This window comes from Streptomyces sp. NPDC098781, from assembly GCF_044759995.1.
Taxonomy (GTDB): domain Bacteria; phylum Actinomycetota; class Actinomycetes; order Streptomycetales; family Streptomycetaceae; genus Streptomyces.
Window position 1 is genome coordinate 443,962 of sequence record NZ_JBIWAK010000005.1, and the last position, 15,638, is coordinate 459,599.

The 15,638-nt window shown below is 69.3% G+C and carries 13 protein-coding genes and 1 pseudogene; 9 read left to right on the plus strand and 5 right to left on the minus strand.

Features of this window, described 5'->3' with window-relative positions; genetic code table 11:
• Window positions 1-41 precede the first annotated feature (41 nt).
• Window positions 42-1,049, minus strand: a complete 1,008-nt coding sequence (gene rfbB, locus ACIQWG_RS22855) for a dTDP-glucose 4,6-dehydratase (RefSeq protein ID WP_404098724.1) — start codon at window positions 1,047-1,049, stop codon at window positions 42-44.
• Between the two features lie 74 nt (window positions 1,050-1,123).
• On the opposite strand from rfbB, the gene sbnB reads away from it, so the two are divergent.
• From sbnB to ACIQWG_RS22875, 4 genes are all read left to right on the plus strand, one after another.
• Complete coding sequence (gene sbnB / locus ACIQWG_RS22860) at window positions 1,124-2,149, plus strand: 2,3-diaminopropionate biosynthesis protein SbnB (RefSeq protein WP_404098726.1); 1,026 nt, start codon at window positions 1,124-1,126, stop codon at window positions 2,147-2,149.
• A 70-nt stretch (window positions 2,150-2,219) separates the two neighbouring features.
• Window positions 2,220-2,948 (plus strand): hypothetical protein, encoded by a 729-nt coding sequence (locus tag ACIQWG_RS22865; RefSeq protein ID WP_404098727.1) that lies wholly within the window; start codon window positions 2,220-2,222, stop codon window positions 2,946-2,948.
• Between the two features lie 22 nt (window positions 2,949-2,970).
• Window positions 2,971-4,140, plus strand: a complete 1,170-nt coding sequence (locus tag ACIQWG_RS22870) for a sensor histidine kinase (protein ID WP_404098730.1) — start codon at window positions 2,971-2,973, stop codon at window positions 4,138-4,140.
• Window positions 4,128-4,835, plus strand: coding sequence for a response regulator (locus ACIQWG_RS22875; RefSeq protein WP_404098733.1), 708 nt, complete (start codon window positions 4,128-4,130; stop codon window positions 4,833-4,835). Before ACIQWG_RS22870 ends, ACIQWG_RS22875 begins: the two co-directional genes overlap by 13 nt.
• A gap of 71 nt (window positions 4,836-4,906) precedes the next feature.
• Here the strand turns inward: ACIQWG_RS22875 and ACIQWG_RS22880 are convergent, their stop codons facing one another.
• The 3 genes from ACIQWG_RS22880 to rfbA are packed head-to-tail and all read right to left on the minus strand — an operon-like array spanning window position 4,907 to window position 8,259.
• Window positions 4,907-5,788, minus strand: coding sequence for an SAM-dependent methyltransferase (locus tag ACIQWG_RS22880; protein ID WP_404098736.1), 882 nt, complete (start codon window positions 5,786-5,788; stop codon window positions 4,907-4,909).
• Between the two features lie 13 nt (window positions 5,789-5,801).
• Window positions 5,802-7,328, minus strand: a complete 1,527-nt coding sequence (hutH, locus tag ACIQWG_RS22885) for a histidine ammonia-lyase (RefSeq protein WP_404098738.1) — start codon at window positions 7,326-7,328, stop codon at window positions 5,802-5,804.
• A gap of 58 nt (window positions 7,329-7,386) precedes the next feature.
• Window positions 7,387-8,259 (minus strand): glucose-1-phosphate thymidylyltransferase RfbA, encoded by an 873-nt coding sequence (gene rfbA / locus ACIQWG_RS22890; protein WP_404098741.1) that lies wholly within the window; start codon window positions 8,257-8,259, stop codon window positions 7,387-7,389.
• Window positions 8,260-8,563: 304 nt separating this feature from the next.
• On the opposite strand from rfbA, the gene ACIQWG_RS22895 reads away from it, so the two are divergent.
• Both ACIQWG_RS22895 and ACIQWG_RS22900 read left to right on the plus strand, forming a co-directional pair.
• Window positions 8,564-9,793 carry a methyltransferase domain-containing protein gene (locus ACIQWG_RS22895; RefSeq protein WP_404098744.1) on the plus strand — a complete coding sequence of 410 codons (1,230 nt, stop codon included), beginning with the start codon at window positions 8,564-8,566 and terminating at the stop codon, window positions 9,791-9,793.
• 12 nt (window positions 9,794-9,805) lie between these two features.
• A complete protein-coding gene (locus tag ACIQWG_RS22900; RefSeq protein ID WP_404098747.1) occupies window positions 9,806-10,459 on the plus strand; it encodes a 4'-phosphopantetheinyl transferase in 654 nt (217 codons plus the stop codon).
• Between the two features lie 147 nt (window positions 10,460-10,606).
• Here ACIQWG_RS22900 and ACIQWG_RS22905 read toward each other — a convergent pair.
• A pseudogene (locus ACIQWG_RS22905) lies at window positions 10,607-11,984 on the minus strand (polysialyltransferase family glycosyltransferase).
• A 132-nt stretch (window positions 11,985-12,116) separates the two neighbouring features.
• On the opposite strand from ACIQWG_RS22905, the gene ACIQWG_RS22910 reads away from it, so the two are divergent.
• From ACIQWG_RS22910 to ACIQWG_RS22920, 3 genes are all read left to right on the plus strand, one after another.
• Window positions 12,117-13,421, plus strand: a complete 1,305-nt coding sequence (locus ACIQWG_RS22910) for a cation:proton antiporter (protein WP_404098750.1) — start codon at window positions 12,117-12,119, stop codon at window positions 13,419-13,421.
• A gap of 151 nt (window positions 13,422-13,572) precedes the next feature.
• Window positions 13,573-14,340 carry a phytanoyl-CoA dioxygenase family protein gene (locus ACIQWG_RS22915; protein ID WP_404098752.1) on the plus strand — a complete coding sequence of 256 codons (768 nt, stop codon included), beginning with the start codon at window positions 13,573-13,575 and terminating at the stop codon, window positions 14,338-14,340.
• Between the two features lie 433 nt (window positions 14,341-14,773).
• Window positions 14,774-15,613 (plus strand): ImmA/IrrE family metallo-endopeptidase, encoded by an 840-nt coding sequence (locus ACIQWG_RS22920; protein WP_404098754.1) that lies wholly within the window; start codon window positions 14,774-14,776, stop codon window positions 15,611-15,613.
• Window positions 15,614-15,638 lie beyond the last annotated feature (25 nt).

Sequence of the window (15,638 nt, forward strand, 5' to 3'; positions counted from 1 at the left end):
TGGCGTGCCGCCGCCGCGCCCTCGTCCCGGCGCGTACGCGGCTACGAGCGCGTCAGGGCGCCTTCGACCACCGGGCTGCGGTCGTACAGCGGTTCCCACCAGCCGCGGTGCTCGGCGTACCAGCGCACCGTCTCCTTCAGGCCCTGCTCGAACTCGATCTCGGGGCGCCATCCCAGCTCGTCGCGGATCCGGGCGCAGTCCAGCAGGTAGCGGCGGTCGTGGCCGGGCCGGTCGGGAACGATCGTCTTGCGGTCCTGGGACAGCCCCAGTTCACCCAGGACCAGATCGGCGATCTCGTCCACGCTCAGCTCGAAGCCCGTGCCCACGTGGTACGTCTCGCCCACCCGGCCGCCCTTGAGGACCGCCTCCACGGCCCGGCAGTGGTCCCGTACGTGGATCCACTCGCGCCGGTTGTCCTTGGAGGCGTACACCGGAATCCGCTCCCCGCGCAGCGAGCGGGTGATGAACAGCGGGAGCACCTTCTCGGGGAACTGGTACGGCCCGTAGTTGTTGGCGCAGTTGGTGAGGGTGACCGGCAGCCCGAACGTCTCGTGGTAGGCCCTGACGGCGTGGTCGGCGGCGGCCTTGCTGGCGTTGTAGGGGGTGCGCGGGCGATAGGGGTGGTCCTCGGTGAAGGCCTGCTCCTCGTCGAGGGCCATGTCGCCGTACACCTCGCAGGTGGAGATGTGGTGGAACCGCTCCACCTCCGCCTTGAGGCAGGCGTCGAGGAGCGCCTGGGTGCCCATCGTGTTCGTCTGGAAGAAACGCCGGGGATCCAGCACGGCGAGGCTGTTGTGGGATTCCGCGGCGAAGTTCACCACGGTGGCGATCCCGTGCTCGGCGAGCACCCGGCCGACGAGCGTGGAATCGCCTATGTCACCGTGTACGAAAGTGATCCGGTCACGGACGTCGGCGAGGTTTTCCTCGACCCCCGCGTAGGTGAGCGCGTCCAGCGCCACCACATGGTCGTCCGGATACTTCTCCACCCAGTAACGGGCGAAGTGCGAACCAATGAAACCGGCGGCGCCGGTAACGAGAATTGAAGTCATGCCCGGCACCGTACTACCGCCCTGTCGTCACCGTGAGCCTTGAAATCGGGTGCCGTGGACGATAAACGTGAACCATGACCTCCATACCTCCGTTCTCGGTCATCTCCGGTGAGCAGGTACAGCGGATTCTCTCCGGTCGGGACGACCGGACGATCGATATTGTCGAGAACGCCTATGTGCTGCACGGCGAAGGCAGAACCGTCAACCCCGACTCGTATTTCCTGCGTTTTCCCGACCGTCCTTCGTCGCGCATCATCGCGCTGCCGGCCTCCGTGGGCGGGCCGGTTGACGTGCACGGCATCAAGTGGATCTCGAGCTTTCCCGAGAACGTCGCTTCCGGAATCCCCCGGGCGTCGGCCGTCCTGATCCTGAACGACACCGTGACCGGCTATCCGTTCGCCTGCCTGGAGAGCTCCATCATCAGCGCGAGCCGCACCGCGGCCTCCGCTGCGCTCGCCGCCCGCAGGCTGAGCGAGCTGCGCGGAGTGCGCCCCCGCCGCCTCGGGCTCGTCGGAACCGGCCTCATCGCCCGCTATGTGCACCGCTTCCTGCGGGCGGCCGGCCTCGGCTTCGACGAGATCGGCCTGTACGACCTGTCGGCGGAGCACGCCGCCGCCTTCCGGGACCACCTGCGCCGCGGCGGCGACACCCCGACCGTGCTCCACGAGAGCGCCGAGGACGTGATCCGCTCCAGCGACCTCGTGGTCTTCGCGACCGTCGCGGGAAGCCCCCACGTCCACGACCCGGCGCACTTCGCGCACCACCCGCTGGTGCTGCACGTCTCGCTGCGCGACCTGTCGCCCGACATCGTCCTGGACTCGTACAACATCGTCGACGACGTCGACCACTGCCTGAAGGCGGACACCTCACCGCACCTGGCCGAACAGCGCACTGGCAACCGTGACTTCGTCGCCGGCACCCTCCACGACGTGCTCACCGGCCGGGCCGTCCCGCCCGCCGACCGCACGGTGGTCTTCTCACCGTTCGGCCTGGGCGTCCTCGACCTGGCACTCGCCCGGTTCGTGTACGACGAGGCCGCCGCCGCGGGTGAACTGCACAGCGTCCCCGGCTTCTTCCACGAGAGAAGCCGGCACGGGTGACGAAGGTCCGCCGTCCCATCGACCTTTGGCTACTGTCCCCGCTCGCTCGGGCCCACCTAGCATGCGAAACATGGCGAGCAAGCGATCCGACGACAAGTTCGGCAAATCCGTCACCGAGTCATCCACCACCGTGCTCGGCTATCCACGCTCCGACAAGATCCTCATTCTCGTGGGTATGCCGCTGGTCGGCGTCGTCCTCGGATTACTCCTGCCGATTCTGGCCAGACAGATCACCGACCTGTCCAAACTGCCCCTGCGCACGGTCGTCGAGTTCGTCGCCTCCGTGGAGGAGACCTGGCAGGTCCTCGCCTTCATGGCGGGCGGTTTCGCGCTCGGGCTCGTCTTCGCCTTCGTCGCCCTGTCGGAGTCGATGACGGTCACGCTCACCGACTCCCGGATCGAGGCGGCGCACGACCAGTGGGGAGAGGTCGCCGTCGACCGCGCGCAGGTGTCGGCCGTGTTCATGGACGGCAAGCAACTCGTCGTCCTCGGCCACGACTCCCGCCAGCTCGTGCGCGGCACCCACGCGGCGCCCGCACAGCGGCTGGCCGCCGCCTTCCGGGCGCGCGGATACCCCTGGCAGGACAGCGACCCGTACGCCGACCTGTTCAAGAAGTGGAGCCCCGAATCGGGCGCCCTGCGCCCCGAGGTCAACGCCGTGCTGGCCGCCCGCAAGGAAGCGCTGAAGCACAAGTCGGGCTACGACGTGCGGGAACTGACCCGGGCCGCAGAAGAACTCGGCTACACCGTCCGGGACAAGGGAACCGAACAGTTCTGGCGGCCACTTGTCCAGTCCTGAGCACCGGGAGGCCGGCCCGTCCGTGCCTCACCTGGACCTGCGGCCACGCCCCTGGAGCGAGAGACTTCTCGACCTGCTCTATGTCTCCATCTCGGCGATGGCGGCCCTCGCCTGGGCGGTGGCCGCCTACGAGAGCGAAAAGATCACCGGCGACCTGCTGTTCTGGCTGATGCTGCTCGGGCTCGCCGGCAGCGTGCTGCTCTGGTGGCGCCGCAAGCACCCCGTCCGGGTCGCCCTGGCGCTCGCCTGCTGCTTCGCCGTCACGGACTTCGTGTTCGTCGCCGCGCTCTTCGCGGTCGGCAGTGTCGCCGCCTACCGCTCCCGCCGGGTGGCGATCGCGACGGCCGCCCTCTTCGCCGCGGCCTACGTCCCGTTCTCGCTGTGGGGCCCCGACGACGGCACCCCGCCCCTGCTCGCGAACCTGTTCACCATCGCGGTGCTCGCCGTCACCACCTGGTTCGGCAGCGTCATGGGCGCCCGGCGCGAACTGATGATCGCCCTGCGGGAGCACGCCCGCGCGGCGGAGGCCGCCGCCCTGGAGCGCACGGAACTGCTGCGCGCCAAGGAACGCGAGCGCATCGCACGGGAGATGCACGACGTGCTCGCCCACCAGATCTCCCTGATCAGCCTGCAGGCCGGCGCGCTGCAGATCAGGTCCGACCTGGTGCCCGAGGAGATGGCCCGGGTCGCCTCGACCATCTACGACAGCTCCCACCAGGCGATGGAGGGGCTGCGGGAGATCCTCGGCGTGCTGCGCATGGGCACCGTCGGCAACAGCCTGCGGCCGATGCCCGGCCTCGCCGAGCTCGACGACCTCTTCGAGGAGTGCCGCACCGCGGGGATGAGCATCGACGTGGAGAACCGGCTGACCCTGATGACGGCGCCGTCGCCGGTGGGCCGCACCGCGTACCGGGTGGTGCAGGAGGGGCTGACCAACGCCCGCAAGCACGCCCCCGGCACCACGGTCCACGTCCTGCTGGAGCGCGCCAAGGACGACGAACTGCACCTGCTGCTGCGCAATCCGCTGGTGCTCGGCCGGGACGGCCCGCTGGTGCCCGGCTCCCACTTCGGGCTGATCGGCCTCAGGGAACGGCTGGAAGTCGCCGGTGGACGGCTGGAGCACGGCGTTCGGCGCGATCCGGGTGGGCAGTTGGCCTTTCATCTGGAAGCGTGGGTTCCATGGCCGAACTGATCCGCGTGATCGTCGTGGACGACGATCCGCTCGTACGCATGGGTCTGACCACGGTCCTGGGGGCCGGGGCTGACATCGAGGTGGTGGGGGAGGCGTCCGACGGGGGCGAGGCGATCGACCTGGTGGGCCGGGTGCGCCCGGACGTCGTGCTGATGGACATCCGTATGCGTGGGGTGGACGGGCTCACCGCGACCGAGCGGCTGCGTTCCACCGAGGAGAGCCCGGCGATCATCGTGCTGACCGCCTTCGACACCGACAAGCACCTGCTCCGGGCGCTGCGCGCGGGCGCCAAGGGCTTCCTGCTCAAGGACACCCCGCCCACCGCCATCCTGGACTCGGTACGGCGGGTCGCCGCCGGCGAGTCGATGCTCTCGCCGTCCGTGATCACCCGGCTGATCAGCCATGTCGTACGGCACGAGGACCAGGACCAGGTCGAGGCCCAGGCCGCCGAGGCCCGTACCGCGCTGGACCGGCTCACCACCCGGGAAAGGGAAGTGGCCCTCGCGATCAGCGAAGGCCAGTCGAACGCGGACATCGCCGCCTCGCTGTACATGAGCCTCGCCACCGTGAAGGCCAACGTGACACGGATCTTCACCAAGCTGAACTGCACCAACCGGGTCCAGGTCGCCATCCTCGTCCACGAGGCCCGCGAGCTGTCCCGCCGTACTCCCCCGGACCGCTGGGACCAACGCTGAGCACAACGCGACGGGGTGCCCGCCGGCGCGCGGAGGCGAACCGGCGGGCACCCCGACCGCGGGAGCGTGGTCTAACCGCCGTGCCGCGGTGCCTCGGCGACGACGACGGCGACGCCATCGGTCTGTGGCTGCTGGGCGTGGCCCACCCAGTCGATGTTCTCGTGCATGTCGTGGACGAGCCGCAACTCCTCCGGCACGCCGGTGCGTTCCCTGAGGTGCGCTCCGATCGCGAGGCACAGGCGGCCCAGGGTGTACTTCGTGTGGTCGGTGAGGTCGGTGATCTCCACCGGCTCCAGCCCGGACCGCGTCAGGAAACCGGGATAGTCCTCGACCCGCACCCTCGCGGCGAGCCGCAGCGCGGTGAGCAGCCGCGCCACCGCCGCCCGGTCCTCCGCGTCCTGCGGCTCGGGTCCGCGAGCGATGAAGTCGCTGAGGACGACCCGGCCGCCCGGTTTCAGCACCCGCGCGATCTCCCTCAGCCAGGCCACCCGGTCGGCGGCGTGGACGACGGACTCGATCGCCATCACCCGGTCGAAGGTGTCGTCGGGAAACGGCATCCGGGCCGCGTCGGCGTGCCGGAACGCGATCTTGTGGGACACCCCGGCGGCCTCGGCCCGAGCCGTCGCGACGGCGACCTCCGCGGCGCTGGGGGAGATCCCGGTGATCTCCGCGTCGCACCACCGGGCGAGGTGCACCCCGGGCCCGCCCGTGCCGCAGCCGAGGTCGAGCACCCTCATGCCCGGCCCCACGTCGAGCCGGTCGAGGATCTCGTCGGTCATCCGGGCGCCGGCGACCTCGACGCCGCTGATGTCGTGGGGTCCGTGCCAGTAGCCGCTGTGGATGCTGCCGCCGAACAGGTCCGTCAGCAGCAGGTGGTTGCGGTCGTAGAAGTCGCTCACGCCGGCCGGTCCGGGAGGCGCGGGCCCGTCGGCCAGGGTGGTTGCCTCGCTCATCTGGGTGTCTCCGTCAGGGTGCGGTGGGCTCGGCGAGCAGCTGTGCGGCGTGCTCGGACAGCAGTCGGGCCGCCGTGCGGACCTCCTGGGCCATCGGCCGGTCGGCGTCCAGTGCCGGGGAGACCTCGGCCAGCCGGTCCCACAGGCCGTCCCGGGGGGCCTCGGCCCCGACCATCGCGGCGAGCTGGGCCACGCCCACGGCGAGGGATCCGACGGCCAGCCAGCCGAGCTCCAGCGCGTCGCTCACCCCGTTGGCGCTGTTGAGCGCCATCGGCACATGGTCCTGGTTCCAACCGTTGGTCGGCAGCGACGTCAGCGAGGCGGGCTGAACCAGCTGACGGATGCGCGAGATGAACGAGGTGGCGCTGATCTGGACACCCGCCAGGCCGCAGCCTCGCCCGGCCCGGGGCGTGAGCATGATCGGCAGGTCGCCGTTGGTGGTCGGGTTGACCAGCAGACCCAGCTGACGCTCGGCCAGGTACGCCACGGTGTGCATGGCCAGGCCGATCTGTTCCGAGGCGAGCCCGACGGGCATCGCGTGGAAGTTGCCCCCGTGCAGCACCTCGCCCTCGAAGGCGATCGGGTTGTCGGTGCAGCCCCGCGCCTCGCGCAGCAGCACCTCGCCCGCCGACGTCAGCTGGTCGAGCGCGGCACCGAGCACCTGCGGACCGCAGCGCAGGCTGTACGGCTCCTGGAGCGGGCGGTCATCCCCGCGCTCCTGGTCCGCAGGCAGCTCGTCGCGTATCCAGCCCGCGGCGATCCGCTGACCGACCTGGCCCCGGGCCTCCTGGATGCCGAGGTGGTAGTGCTCGGGGTTGGCCCGCAGCAGGGTCGCGAGCCGGCCGGTGAGCACGGCCACCGCCCTGACCAGCCGCAGCGCCGACTGCTGGTTGAGGAGGGAGACGGCGAGGCCCACGCCCGTGCCGTTGACGAAGGCGAGGGCCTCCCGCACGGGCCACTCGAAGGGTGCCAGCCCCAGCTCGTCCAGGGCCTCCTTCGCGGGCCGCCGCTGCCACTGTCCGTGCGCGTCCTTGACCCATGCCTCCCCGACGCCGGCGAAGGCGAGTGCCGCGCAGGCCAGCGGCTGGAGGTCACCGCTCGCGCTGACGGTGCCCTCGCGCGGGATCACCGGGGTGAAGCCGCGGTTCCACGCGTCTGCCAGGGTCTGCCACAGCTCGGGCGAGACCGCCGAGAAGCCGCTGCGCATGCTGTTCAGCCGGAGCCACAGGACCAGCCTGCTGGTCTCGGGCGACAGCGGCGCGCCCTGGCTGGTGCCGAGGTGGGAGATCAGTGAACTGCCCTGCTCCATCTCGGACTTGGCGGGAAAGAGCACGAGCGGCCCGAATCCCTGGGTCAGGCCGTAGATGGGCCGGCCGTCGGCCAGGTACCGGTCCACGGTGTCCGCGCTCGCCCGCAGGCGCGCGATGTCCGCGTCCGTGCACGGGGCCAGCTTGGCGTCCCACGCCGCGTTGCCGACGAGCTCGAAGAGCCCGCCCGTGCCGCTGATGTCGGTTCCCGGCGCCTCGGCGACAAATGTCATGTCATTCCTTCGCATTGGTGGTGGGGAGTGTTCGGCCGGAACGCCGGCGGGAATCGCCTCAGTGCAGTGACTCGGCGATTTCCATGAGGTAGCGGCCGTATCCGGAGTCCTGCATCTCGGCGCCCATCCGCGCACAGTCCTCCTGCGAGATGTAGCCCATGCGGACCGCGATTTCCTCCAGGCAGGCGACCCGCTCGCCCTGCCGCTGCTCGATCACCTGCACGTACTGGCTGGCGGCGAGCAGGGAGTCGTGCGTGCCGGAGTCGAGCCAGGTGAACCCCCGGCCGAGGCGTACGAGCTTTGCCCTGCCCTGCTTCAGATACGCCCTGTTGACATCGGTGATCTCCAGTTCGCCCCGCTCGGAAGGCGTCACCGAGCGGGCGATTTCCACGACTTCGGAGTCGTAGAAGTACAACCCGGTGATCGCGTTGCTGCTGCGCGGCCGGAGCGGTTTCTCCTCGATCGACACGAGGTTTCCGAACTCGTCCGTCTCGCCGATTCCGTAGCGCTCCGGATCGGACACCGGGTAGCCGAACAGGGTGCAGCCGTCGACCGTGGCGATGGACTTGCGCAGCAGCCGCGGGAATCCGGCGCCGTGGAAGACATTGTCGCCCAGGATCAGCGCGGTGTTGTCCCCGTCGATGAAGTCGGCGCCGACCAGGAACGCGTCCGCGATGCCCCGGGGCGTCGGCTGGACGCGATAGCTGAAGTTCAGGCCCAGCTGCGAGCCGTCGGACAGCAGTCCCCTGATCGCCGGCAGGGTCCGCGGTGAGGAGATCACCAGGATATCGCGAATGCCGGCCAGCATGAGAACGGAGATCGGGTAGTAGATCAGCGGCTTGTTATAGACCGGGAGCAGCTGCTTCGAGGTCCCCACAGTCAATGGATGGAGTCGTTTTCCATTGCCGCCCGCGAGAACTATTCCCTTCATCAGCCCACCTAATTCTCATTGAGGGTGTGATGCGGCGGCACGCTATCAGCCTTTCAATGGGATGGCCGAGCGATCACCGGCTATCGTGGGATGCGTCCTCGTAAGAATGAGCAGGCCGAGGCGGTTTCCCGGCGGTACTGGTCCGTCCCGCCGATCCGTCCCGCTGGCGGGACAACGGAACAGTTGTGGGGTACGGTCCCGCTCACAGCAGCCCCCGGAGAAGCTTGTTCGGGAGAGTTGCCGAGCGTACGTTTCTCCGGACCCGATCTTTTCCTTCCCGCAGAGCGGCAAGTCAGGAGTTTGAATGTCGCGCACTTCGTGTTGCCGTATTTGCAACGGCACGGTCACCGAGTTCTTCGATTTCGGGAGGCAGCCGCTCTCCGACTGTTTCCTCGTTCCGGGCAGCGCGGTCGAGAAGGAGTTCTTCTTCCGTCTCGCCATCGGCATCTGCGCGGAGTGCTCAATGGTGCAGCTGATGAGGGAAGTCCCGCGTGAGCACATGTTCCACGAGGACTACCCGTACCACTCCTCCGGCTCCGTCTACATGCGCACCCACTTCGAGAACCTCGCGAAGCGGCTGATCTCCACCGAGCTGACGGGCGACTCCCCGTTCGCCGTCGAGATCGGCTGCAACGATGGGATCATGCTGCAGGTCCTCGCGGACGCCGGCATCCGCCACCTCGGTGTCGAACCGTCCGGCGGCGTCGCCGACCTGGCGGCCGCCAAGGGGATCCGGGTGCGCAAGTCGTTCTTCGAGGACGAGGTCGCCGCCGACATCCTGGAGCGGGAGGGCCACGCCGACGTCATCTACGCGGCGAACACCCTGTGCCACATCCCGTACATCGGGTCCGTGCTGTCGGGCGTCACGAAACTGCTCGCGCCGGGCGGGGTCTTCGTCTTCGAGGACCCCTACCTCGCGGACATCGTGGCACGCACGTCGTTCGACCAGATCTACGACGAGCACTTCTTCCTCTTCAGCGCGCAGTCGGTCCAGTTCATGGCCCGCCGGCACGGCCTCGAACTCGTCGACGTCGAACGGCTGCCGGTGCACGGCGGAGAGGTCCGCTACACGCTGGCGCATCGCGGCGCCCGTGAACCGAGCCCCGCAGTGGCCGAACTGCTCGCCGAGGAGCAGCGGATGAGCATCTCCGACCTGGTGACCCTGGAGGGGTTCGGCGAGAACGTGCAGAAGATCTTCCGTGATCTGACGACACTCCTGCTGGAGCTGAAGGCCGACGGCAAGCGTGTCGTCGGCTACGGAGCCACTGCCAAGAGCTCGGTGGTCACCAACTTCTGCGGCATCGGCCCGGAACTGGTCGAGTTCGTCAGCGACATCACGCCCAGCAAGCAGGGCCGGCTGACCCCCGGGGTGCACATCCCGGTCCGCCCCCACGAGGAGTTCTCCGACGCGTACCCCGACTACGCGCTGCTCTTCGCCTGGAACCACGCGGAGGAAATCATGGAGAAGGAGCAGGAGTTCCGCGCCGCGGGCGGCAAGTGGATCATGTACGTCCCCGATGTCCACGTCGTCTGACCCGGTCGGCGCGTGATCGGGGACATCCTGCCGCCCAGCGTGGCGTGGGCGGAGCGGTTCGACGACGAGGACCGGGCCTCCCCGTACGCCCAGGAGGAGGCGGTGATCGAGGGCGCGGGCGCGGAACGCACCCGCTCCTTCCGTACCGTGCGGCACTGCGCGCGGCTCGCCATGGCCGGTCTGGGGCTGCCGCCCGCGCCCGTACTGCACGGCGAGCGGGGGGAACCCCGATGGCCGGACGGAGTGGTCGGCAGCATGACCCACTGCGTCGGCTACCGGGGCGCGGCCCTCGCCCGGGACACGGCCCTGCTGGGACTCGGCATCGACGCGGAGCCGCATCGCCCGCTGCCGGCGCGCTTCCTGCGGTCCGTCTCCCTGCCCGAGGAACACGCCGCACTCGAGCGCCTGGCGGCCGGACAACCCCACATCCACTGGGACCGGCTGCTGTTCAGCGCCAAGGAGACCGTGTACAAGGTCTGGTTCCCCCTGACGCGAAGCCGGCTCGGCTTCACCGAAGCCGACATCCGGTTCGACCCGGACGGTCGCTTCACCGCCCGACTGCTCAGGGCCGCACCACTGGCGCACGAACACCGGCTCGGCATGCTCCACGGCCGCTGGCTGGTCCACGACGGGTTCGCGGCGACCGCCATCGGCGTCGAGGCATAGCCGTTCACGCGGCGACCGCAGCAGCGCGCCCGGCCTGCCGTCGGCGCCGTCCGTGCCCGCGCGGGCCGGTGACTGGGCGGGCCGGACGTGCGGCCCGCCGACGGATCGGGCAGCCCCGCGGTGCCCGCGCCCGGGGCGGCGCCGAGGTCAGCCCTGACGGGACACCGCTCGCTTCAGGGCGCGAGCCCGTCGGGCCGCCCGGCGTACCACCGCCGTGCGCGGCACGAACGCGAGCCGCGCAGGAGCCGCGCCGGGCAGGGCCAGCGCGGTCAGCCGGCGCCGCTTGAAGTAGCGCCAGGTGTGCGCGTTCAACTGACCGGCGAGATAGCGCTCGGCCGTCGACGCAGGTCGGGATGGTGTTGGGGCTGCATCACGTATCCGACGGCCCGCACCAGATCACCCAGCGTGTCCCGCACCTCCCCGGCCCCCGGGAACCGCCACGACGCGAAGGCTTCCGGATCCTCCAGATCCGGCAGCAGGGCGTCCACGACGGTCACCGGGACATGGTTGCTGTTCTGGTACGGGGTCAGTCGCTCCAGGAGCAGCTCCGTGCCGATCCGGGCCACCGGAAGGCCGTACAGCCGCGACGCCGTGAACAGGGCGGTGGAGAAGCAGCTGACCACGAGCGCAGGCCGCAGCCGCTGGTAGACCACCTCCGCGAGAACCGGGGTGCCGAGCGTGCGCAACTCGACACCGAGCCGCGCCGCTTCCCGCTCCAACGCCCGGGTCCAGCCGGGTGGGGCGGAGGGGTGCGGCTTGAAGACGACGTCCGTGTGTCCCAGTCGGGCGGCGCCGCGCAGCATGCGCAGATGGAGCGACTGTTCCTCGTGCGCGGACAACACGTCGATCGCCGACAGGTACTGCCCGAGGAGGAGGGCCGGAGCATTGGGCGAACCGTCCACATCCACGTCACCCGCGCCACGTGCCACATCGCCGAGCGTCCCCCCGGAACACCTCGGTGGGGACCACCTCCTGCTCGACGCCGAACTCGGCGAGCAGGAGCGGTCGGAGGCCCGGGACGAGATCCACGTACAGCAGGCGTTCGATCCGCGCGCCGATCGAGGGGTCGATGGTGCCGCGCGCGGGTCCGTGACTCATCAGGCCGTCGGCGTAGACGTGCAGAGGGCTGTCGGCGAAGATCCGCGCCACGGCCTGGGTCGTGGCCCCCTGGACCGACTCACAGGCGATCTCGACGGCACCTCCACCCAGGTTCCACGCCCCGCCGCAGTGCCCGCTCCCACAACAGCGTGTCCTGATCCCTCGGCGACCAGTCCGCCGGATGGAACGGCCGGATGAATTCATTCCAGGAGTACACGTCGTCGAATTCGGGCCGCAGCGCCTCGAATCCGGGCATGCTGTCGAGCTGAGTGCCGACCTCGGGAAGCGCGGACGGATCGCTGACGACAAGAACGCGCCGGTGTTCCGAGCGCCGCCCGAATAATCCCGAACGAATGGCGGCGGTGATCGTGGCCGCCGCGTATTGCGTGCAGGCCACGAAGAGTTGCGTGGTGCCGGTGATACCCATGCCGAAGAACGATAAAGGAACTCCGGATCCGACTGTCCGCCCGTCGGCGAACAGCGCATGTCCTAGAGATGTCCGAAGCGCGAACACTGACACGGCATAAGGAGACTTCATCATGATGTCCGGAGGCAGACGGTGACCGCGTCCCAGACCGTCGTTCTCTTTCTCGACCTGGCGCTGATCCTGTGCCTGGCCCGCCTCCTGGGGGCGCTGGCCCGCAGGCTGGGCCAGCCGTCGGTGATCGGTGAGATCTTCGCGGGCGTGCTGCTGGGGCCCACCCTGTTCGGCGACGATCTCTCGGAACTCGTCTTCCCCGCGGACGTACGGCTCCTGCTGAGCGCGCTCGCCGGCGTGGGCGTCGCCCTCTTCATGTTCGTCGTGGGCACGGAGCTGGACATCGGCGTCCTGCGAGGCGGTGGCCGGGTCACCCTGTGGACGTCCGCCGGCTCCACGCTGCTGCCGCTGGCGCTTGGCGCGGGCCTCGCGTTGCTGCTGGTGCGGTCGCACGGGAAGGGATCGTCCGCCGCTTTCGTGCTGTTCTTCGCGGTCGCGATGTCCGTGACGGCGTTCCCCGTCCTCGCCCGGATCGTCGCCGACCGCAAGCTCGCCCACACCAGACTCGGCACCACCGCCCTGACCTGTGCGGCGATCGCCGACCTGCTGGCCTGGACCCTGCTCGCGGTGGTGGTCGCCATCGCCACGGGCGAGCGTCTCGACTGGCGGCTGGCGCTGGTGGTGCCGTACGTGACGGTGATGTTCACGCTCGTGCGCCCCCTGCTGCGCCGGGCCGCTCAGGCGGGTACGGAGGCGGCCGAACCGGGCGACGACCGCAACTTCCTCGCCCTGGTGCTGGGCGGTCTGCTCCTCTCGGCCGCCTTCACCGAGTGGCTGGGGCTGCACTACATCTTCGGGGCGTTCCTGTTCGGAGCGCTGCTGCCGCGCGGCGCCGGCCGCAGGCTGCGCGACGGGGTGCTGAAGCGGGTGGAGCCGTTGTGCGGACTGCTCCTGCTCCCCGTCTACTTCGTGCTGTCGGGCCTCAAGGTCGATCTCTCCGAACTGGACTCCTCGAGCCTCGTTGAACTTGCCGCGATCCTGGCCGTGGCCATCACGGGCAAGTTCCTCGGCGCGTACGTCGGTGCGCGCTTCGCCGGCCTGGACAGCCGTCACTCGGCCGCGCTGGGCGCGCTGCTGAACACCCGTGGACTCACCGAACTGGTGGTGCTCGGGGTGGGCCTGGAGCTCGGCGTGCTGGACGGCTCGCTGTACTCCCTGATGGTGGTGATGGCGGTGACCACGACCGCGCTCACCGGCCCGCTGTTGAGCCGGATCCTGCCCCCGGGAACACCGGACCTGGGCGCCGGAACGGGGCGGTCGACGGAAGAAGTGTCCCGCGCGGCGGGACAACCGCAGGAGGTGATTGTGCGCCGCCCTGTCCACTGACTATTGGAGCGGAAACGGCGAGTTGATCGGTTTACGGGTTGACGCCCTTTCGGCTGTGACTAGGATATCGGCGTCAATTAGTGGGAGGTTTACAGTGGTTACGACGGGCCTCACCGATGACGAGGTGGAAAGCTTCGTCAAAGACGGCTTCGTGAAAATACCCGGAGCATTCTCGAAAGAGACAGCGGAAGTGTGCCGCGAGCGGCTCTGGCGGGAGACCGGAAAGGATCCGGAGAATCCGAGAACGTGGACGGAGCCGGTGGTGCGCATTCCGCCGATCAATGATCCCCCGTTCCTGGAGTCGTGCAACACGCCGATCCTGCACCGGGCGTACGACCAGCTCTACGGCGTCGGTCGCTGGATCGACCCGGACTGGCCCGGCACCTTTCCGGTGCGGTTTCCCCACCCCGGTGAACCGATGGATACGGCCTGGCACTTCGATGCCGGCTGGCATGTCGACGAGAGCTGGTTCGAGGCGCTCGAGGACGGCGGTGACCTGGGCAAGGTCGACCCGCACGGGTTCCGCGTCAGCATCCAGTCGCGTGGCCGCGCCCTGCTGATCCTGCTGCTCTACTCCGAGGTCGGCCCCCAGGACGCCCCGACCCGCATCCGCGTCGGCTCACATCTGGACGTCCCACCCATGATCGCCCCGTACGGCGAGGAGGGCTGCGGCCTCCTCCGCGACGACGTCATCGACGAGGCGACGGCCCACCGCCCTGAGGTACTGGCCACGGGCGAGCCCGGCGACGTCTACATCGTGCACCCATTCGTGGTCCACGCCGCCCAGGCGAACCGCGTGGGCCGCCCGAAGTTCATGGCCCAGGCATCGGTCGAGCCCCGTGAACTCGTCCGAACCGACCGCCCCGACGGCGCGTACAGCCCGGTGGAGCGCGCGGTGCGGATGGGACTGGGGCTGTAGTGAGAGACGGCTAGTACTCCAGCAGGGTTTGTCTGAACCTGCTGGTTTCGCTGGGCGGCTGGCATGTAGTGGGTCATGGAGTGGTGAGGGGCGGTCTGACGGAGGCCGCCCCTCGAGCGTGTGCCATCACCGCTGGTAATGGCAGCGCCGGGCGACTGCTTGGCGTCGCCGACGCCAGTTGACCAGTTCATCGCGTGGCATCGGCCTCGGCAATCACGTTCGTAGTCGATCGGGCTCTTGAACCCGCACACGCGGTGTAGCCGCCTGGCGTCGTAGAAGTCGGTGATCGAGGTGGCGATCTTGAAGCGTGCCTCGGCGCGGGGGCGGAAGGGGTACTCGGTCAGCTTCCGGGCCCTGAGCAAGATGACCGCCTCCCAGCGGGACATCGCCCTCAGCTCCGGACGGTTGGCGCGTGCGCTACAGGACTGGATGGGTGCGCACTTCCGCCTTCCCGCCCGACATCCCGTCGCTCACCTCGTTCAGTCGCCTGGGCTCGGACGAGAATGAGATTCCCCACCCAGGGGAGGCGGTCGGCACGGATGTCCCAGCGGAGGAAGTCGCCTCCCTGGTGCGCGCCCGATGGGGACTCGGGAACGCACCGATCCCGAACGTGGTGCACCTGTTGGAGGCGCACGGCGTCCGCGTCTTCTCCCTCTCCAGGGACTGTCCTGAAGTCGACGCGTTCTCCTTCTGGGACCGGGGGATCCCGTTCGTCCTGCTGAGCACCGAGAAGACCGCGGAGCGAGGGCGCTTCGACGCCGCCCACGAACTCGGACACCTCGTTCTGCACGGCGAGGAGCAGATGCCACACGGCCCACAGGCCGAGGCGGAAGCGCACCGGTTCGCAGCCGCATTCCTCATGCCGCAGGCGGACGTCCTCGCCCACGCGCCGCACGGGGCGAGCACGAGTTGGATCCTCCAGGCGAAGCACCGTTGGAAGGTCGCTGCCATGGCGCTCGCACACCGGCTGCACGAACTGGGCCTGACCACCGAATGGCAATACCGCACCCACTGCGTGGAACTCGACCGTCTCGGCTACCGAAAGTCGGAGACTCGCAGCGGAGTCGCCCGCGAGACCTCCCAGGTGCTGGGCAAGGTGTTCACTGCCCTACGTAGCGAGGGAACGCGGCCTGCGGACGTGGCCCGCGAGCTTCACCTCCGGCCCGCCGATCTCAACGACTTGATCTTCGGGCTCGTTGTCACCGCGCAGGAGGGAGAGGGGCAAAGGCACGGCGACACGGACAACCGGCCCCGGCTGTCCGTCGTCCGCTGACGCTGGGCTAAACAGTCTGTGGACC

Excerpts from the sequence above, each read along its gene's own strand:
- rfbB (WP_404098724.1), bottom strand. The coding sequence starts at position 1,049 with ATGACTTCAATTCTCGTTACCGGCGCCGCCGGTTTCATTGGTTCGCAC.
- sbnB (WP_404098726.1), top strand. The coding sequence starts at position 1,124 with ATGACCTCCATACCTCCGTTCTCGGTCATCTCCGGTGAGCAGGTACAG.
- ACIQWG_RS22865 (WP_404098727.1), top strand. The coding sequence starts at position 2,220 with ATGGCGAGCAAGCGATCCGACGACAAGTTCGGCAAATCCGTCACCGAG.
- ACIQWG_RS22875 (WP_404098733.1), top strand. The coding sequence starts at position 4,128 with ATGGCCGAACTGATCCGCGTGATCGTCGTGGACGACGATCCGCTCGTA.
- ACIQWG_RS22880 (WP_404098736.1), bottom strand. The coding sequence starts at position 5,788 with ATGAGCGAGGCAACCACCCTGGCCGACGGGCCCGCGCCTCCCGGACCG.
- hutH (WP_404098738.1), bottom strand. The coding sequence starts at position 7,328 with ATGACATTTGTCGCCGAGGCGCCGGGAACCGACATCAGCGGCACGGGC.
- rfbA (WP_404098741.1), bottom strand. The coding sequence starts at position 8,259 with ATGAAGGGAATAGTTCTCGCGGGCGGCAATGGAAAACGACTCCATCCA.
- ACIQWG_RS22895 (WP_404098744.1), top strand. The coding sequence starts at position 8,564 with ATGTCGCGCACTTCGTGTTGCCGTATTTGCAACGGCACGGTCACCGAG.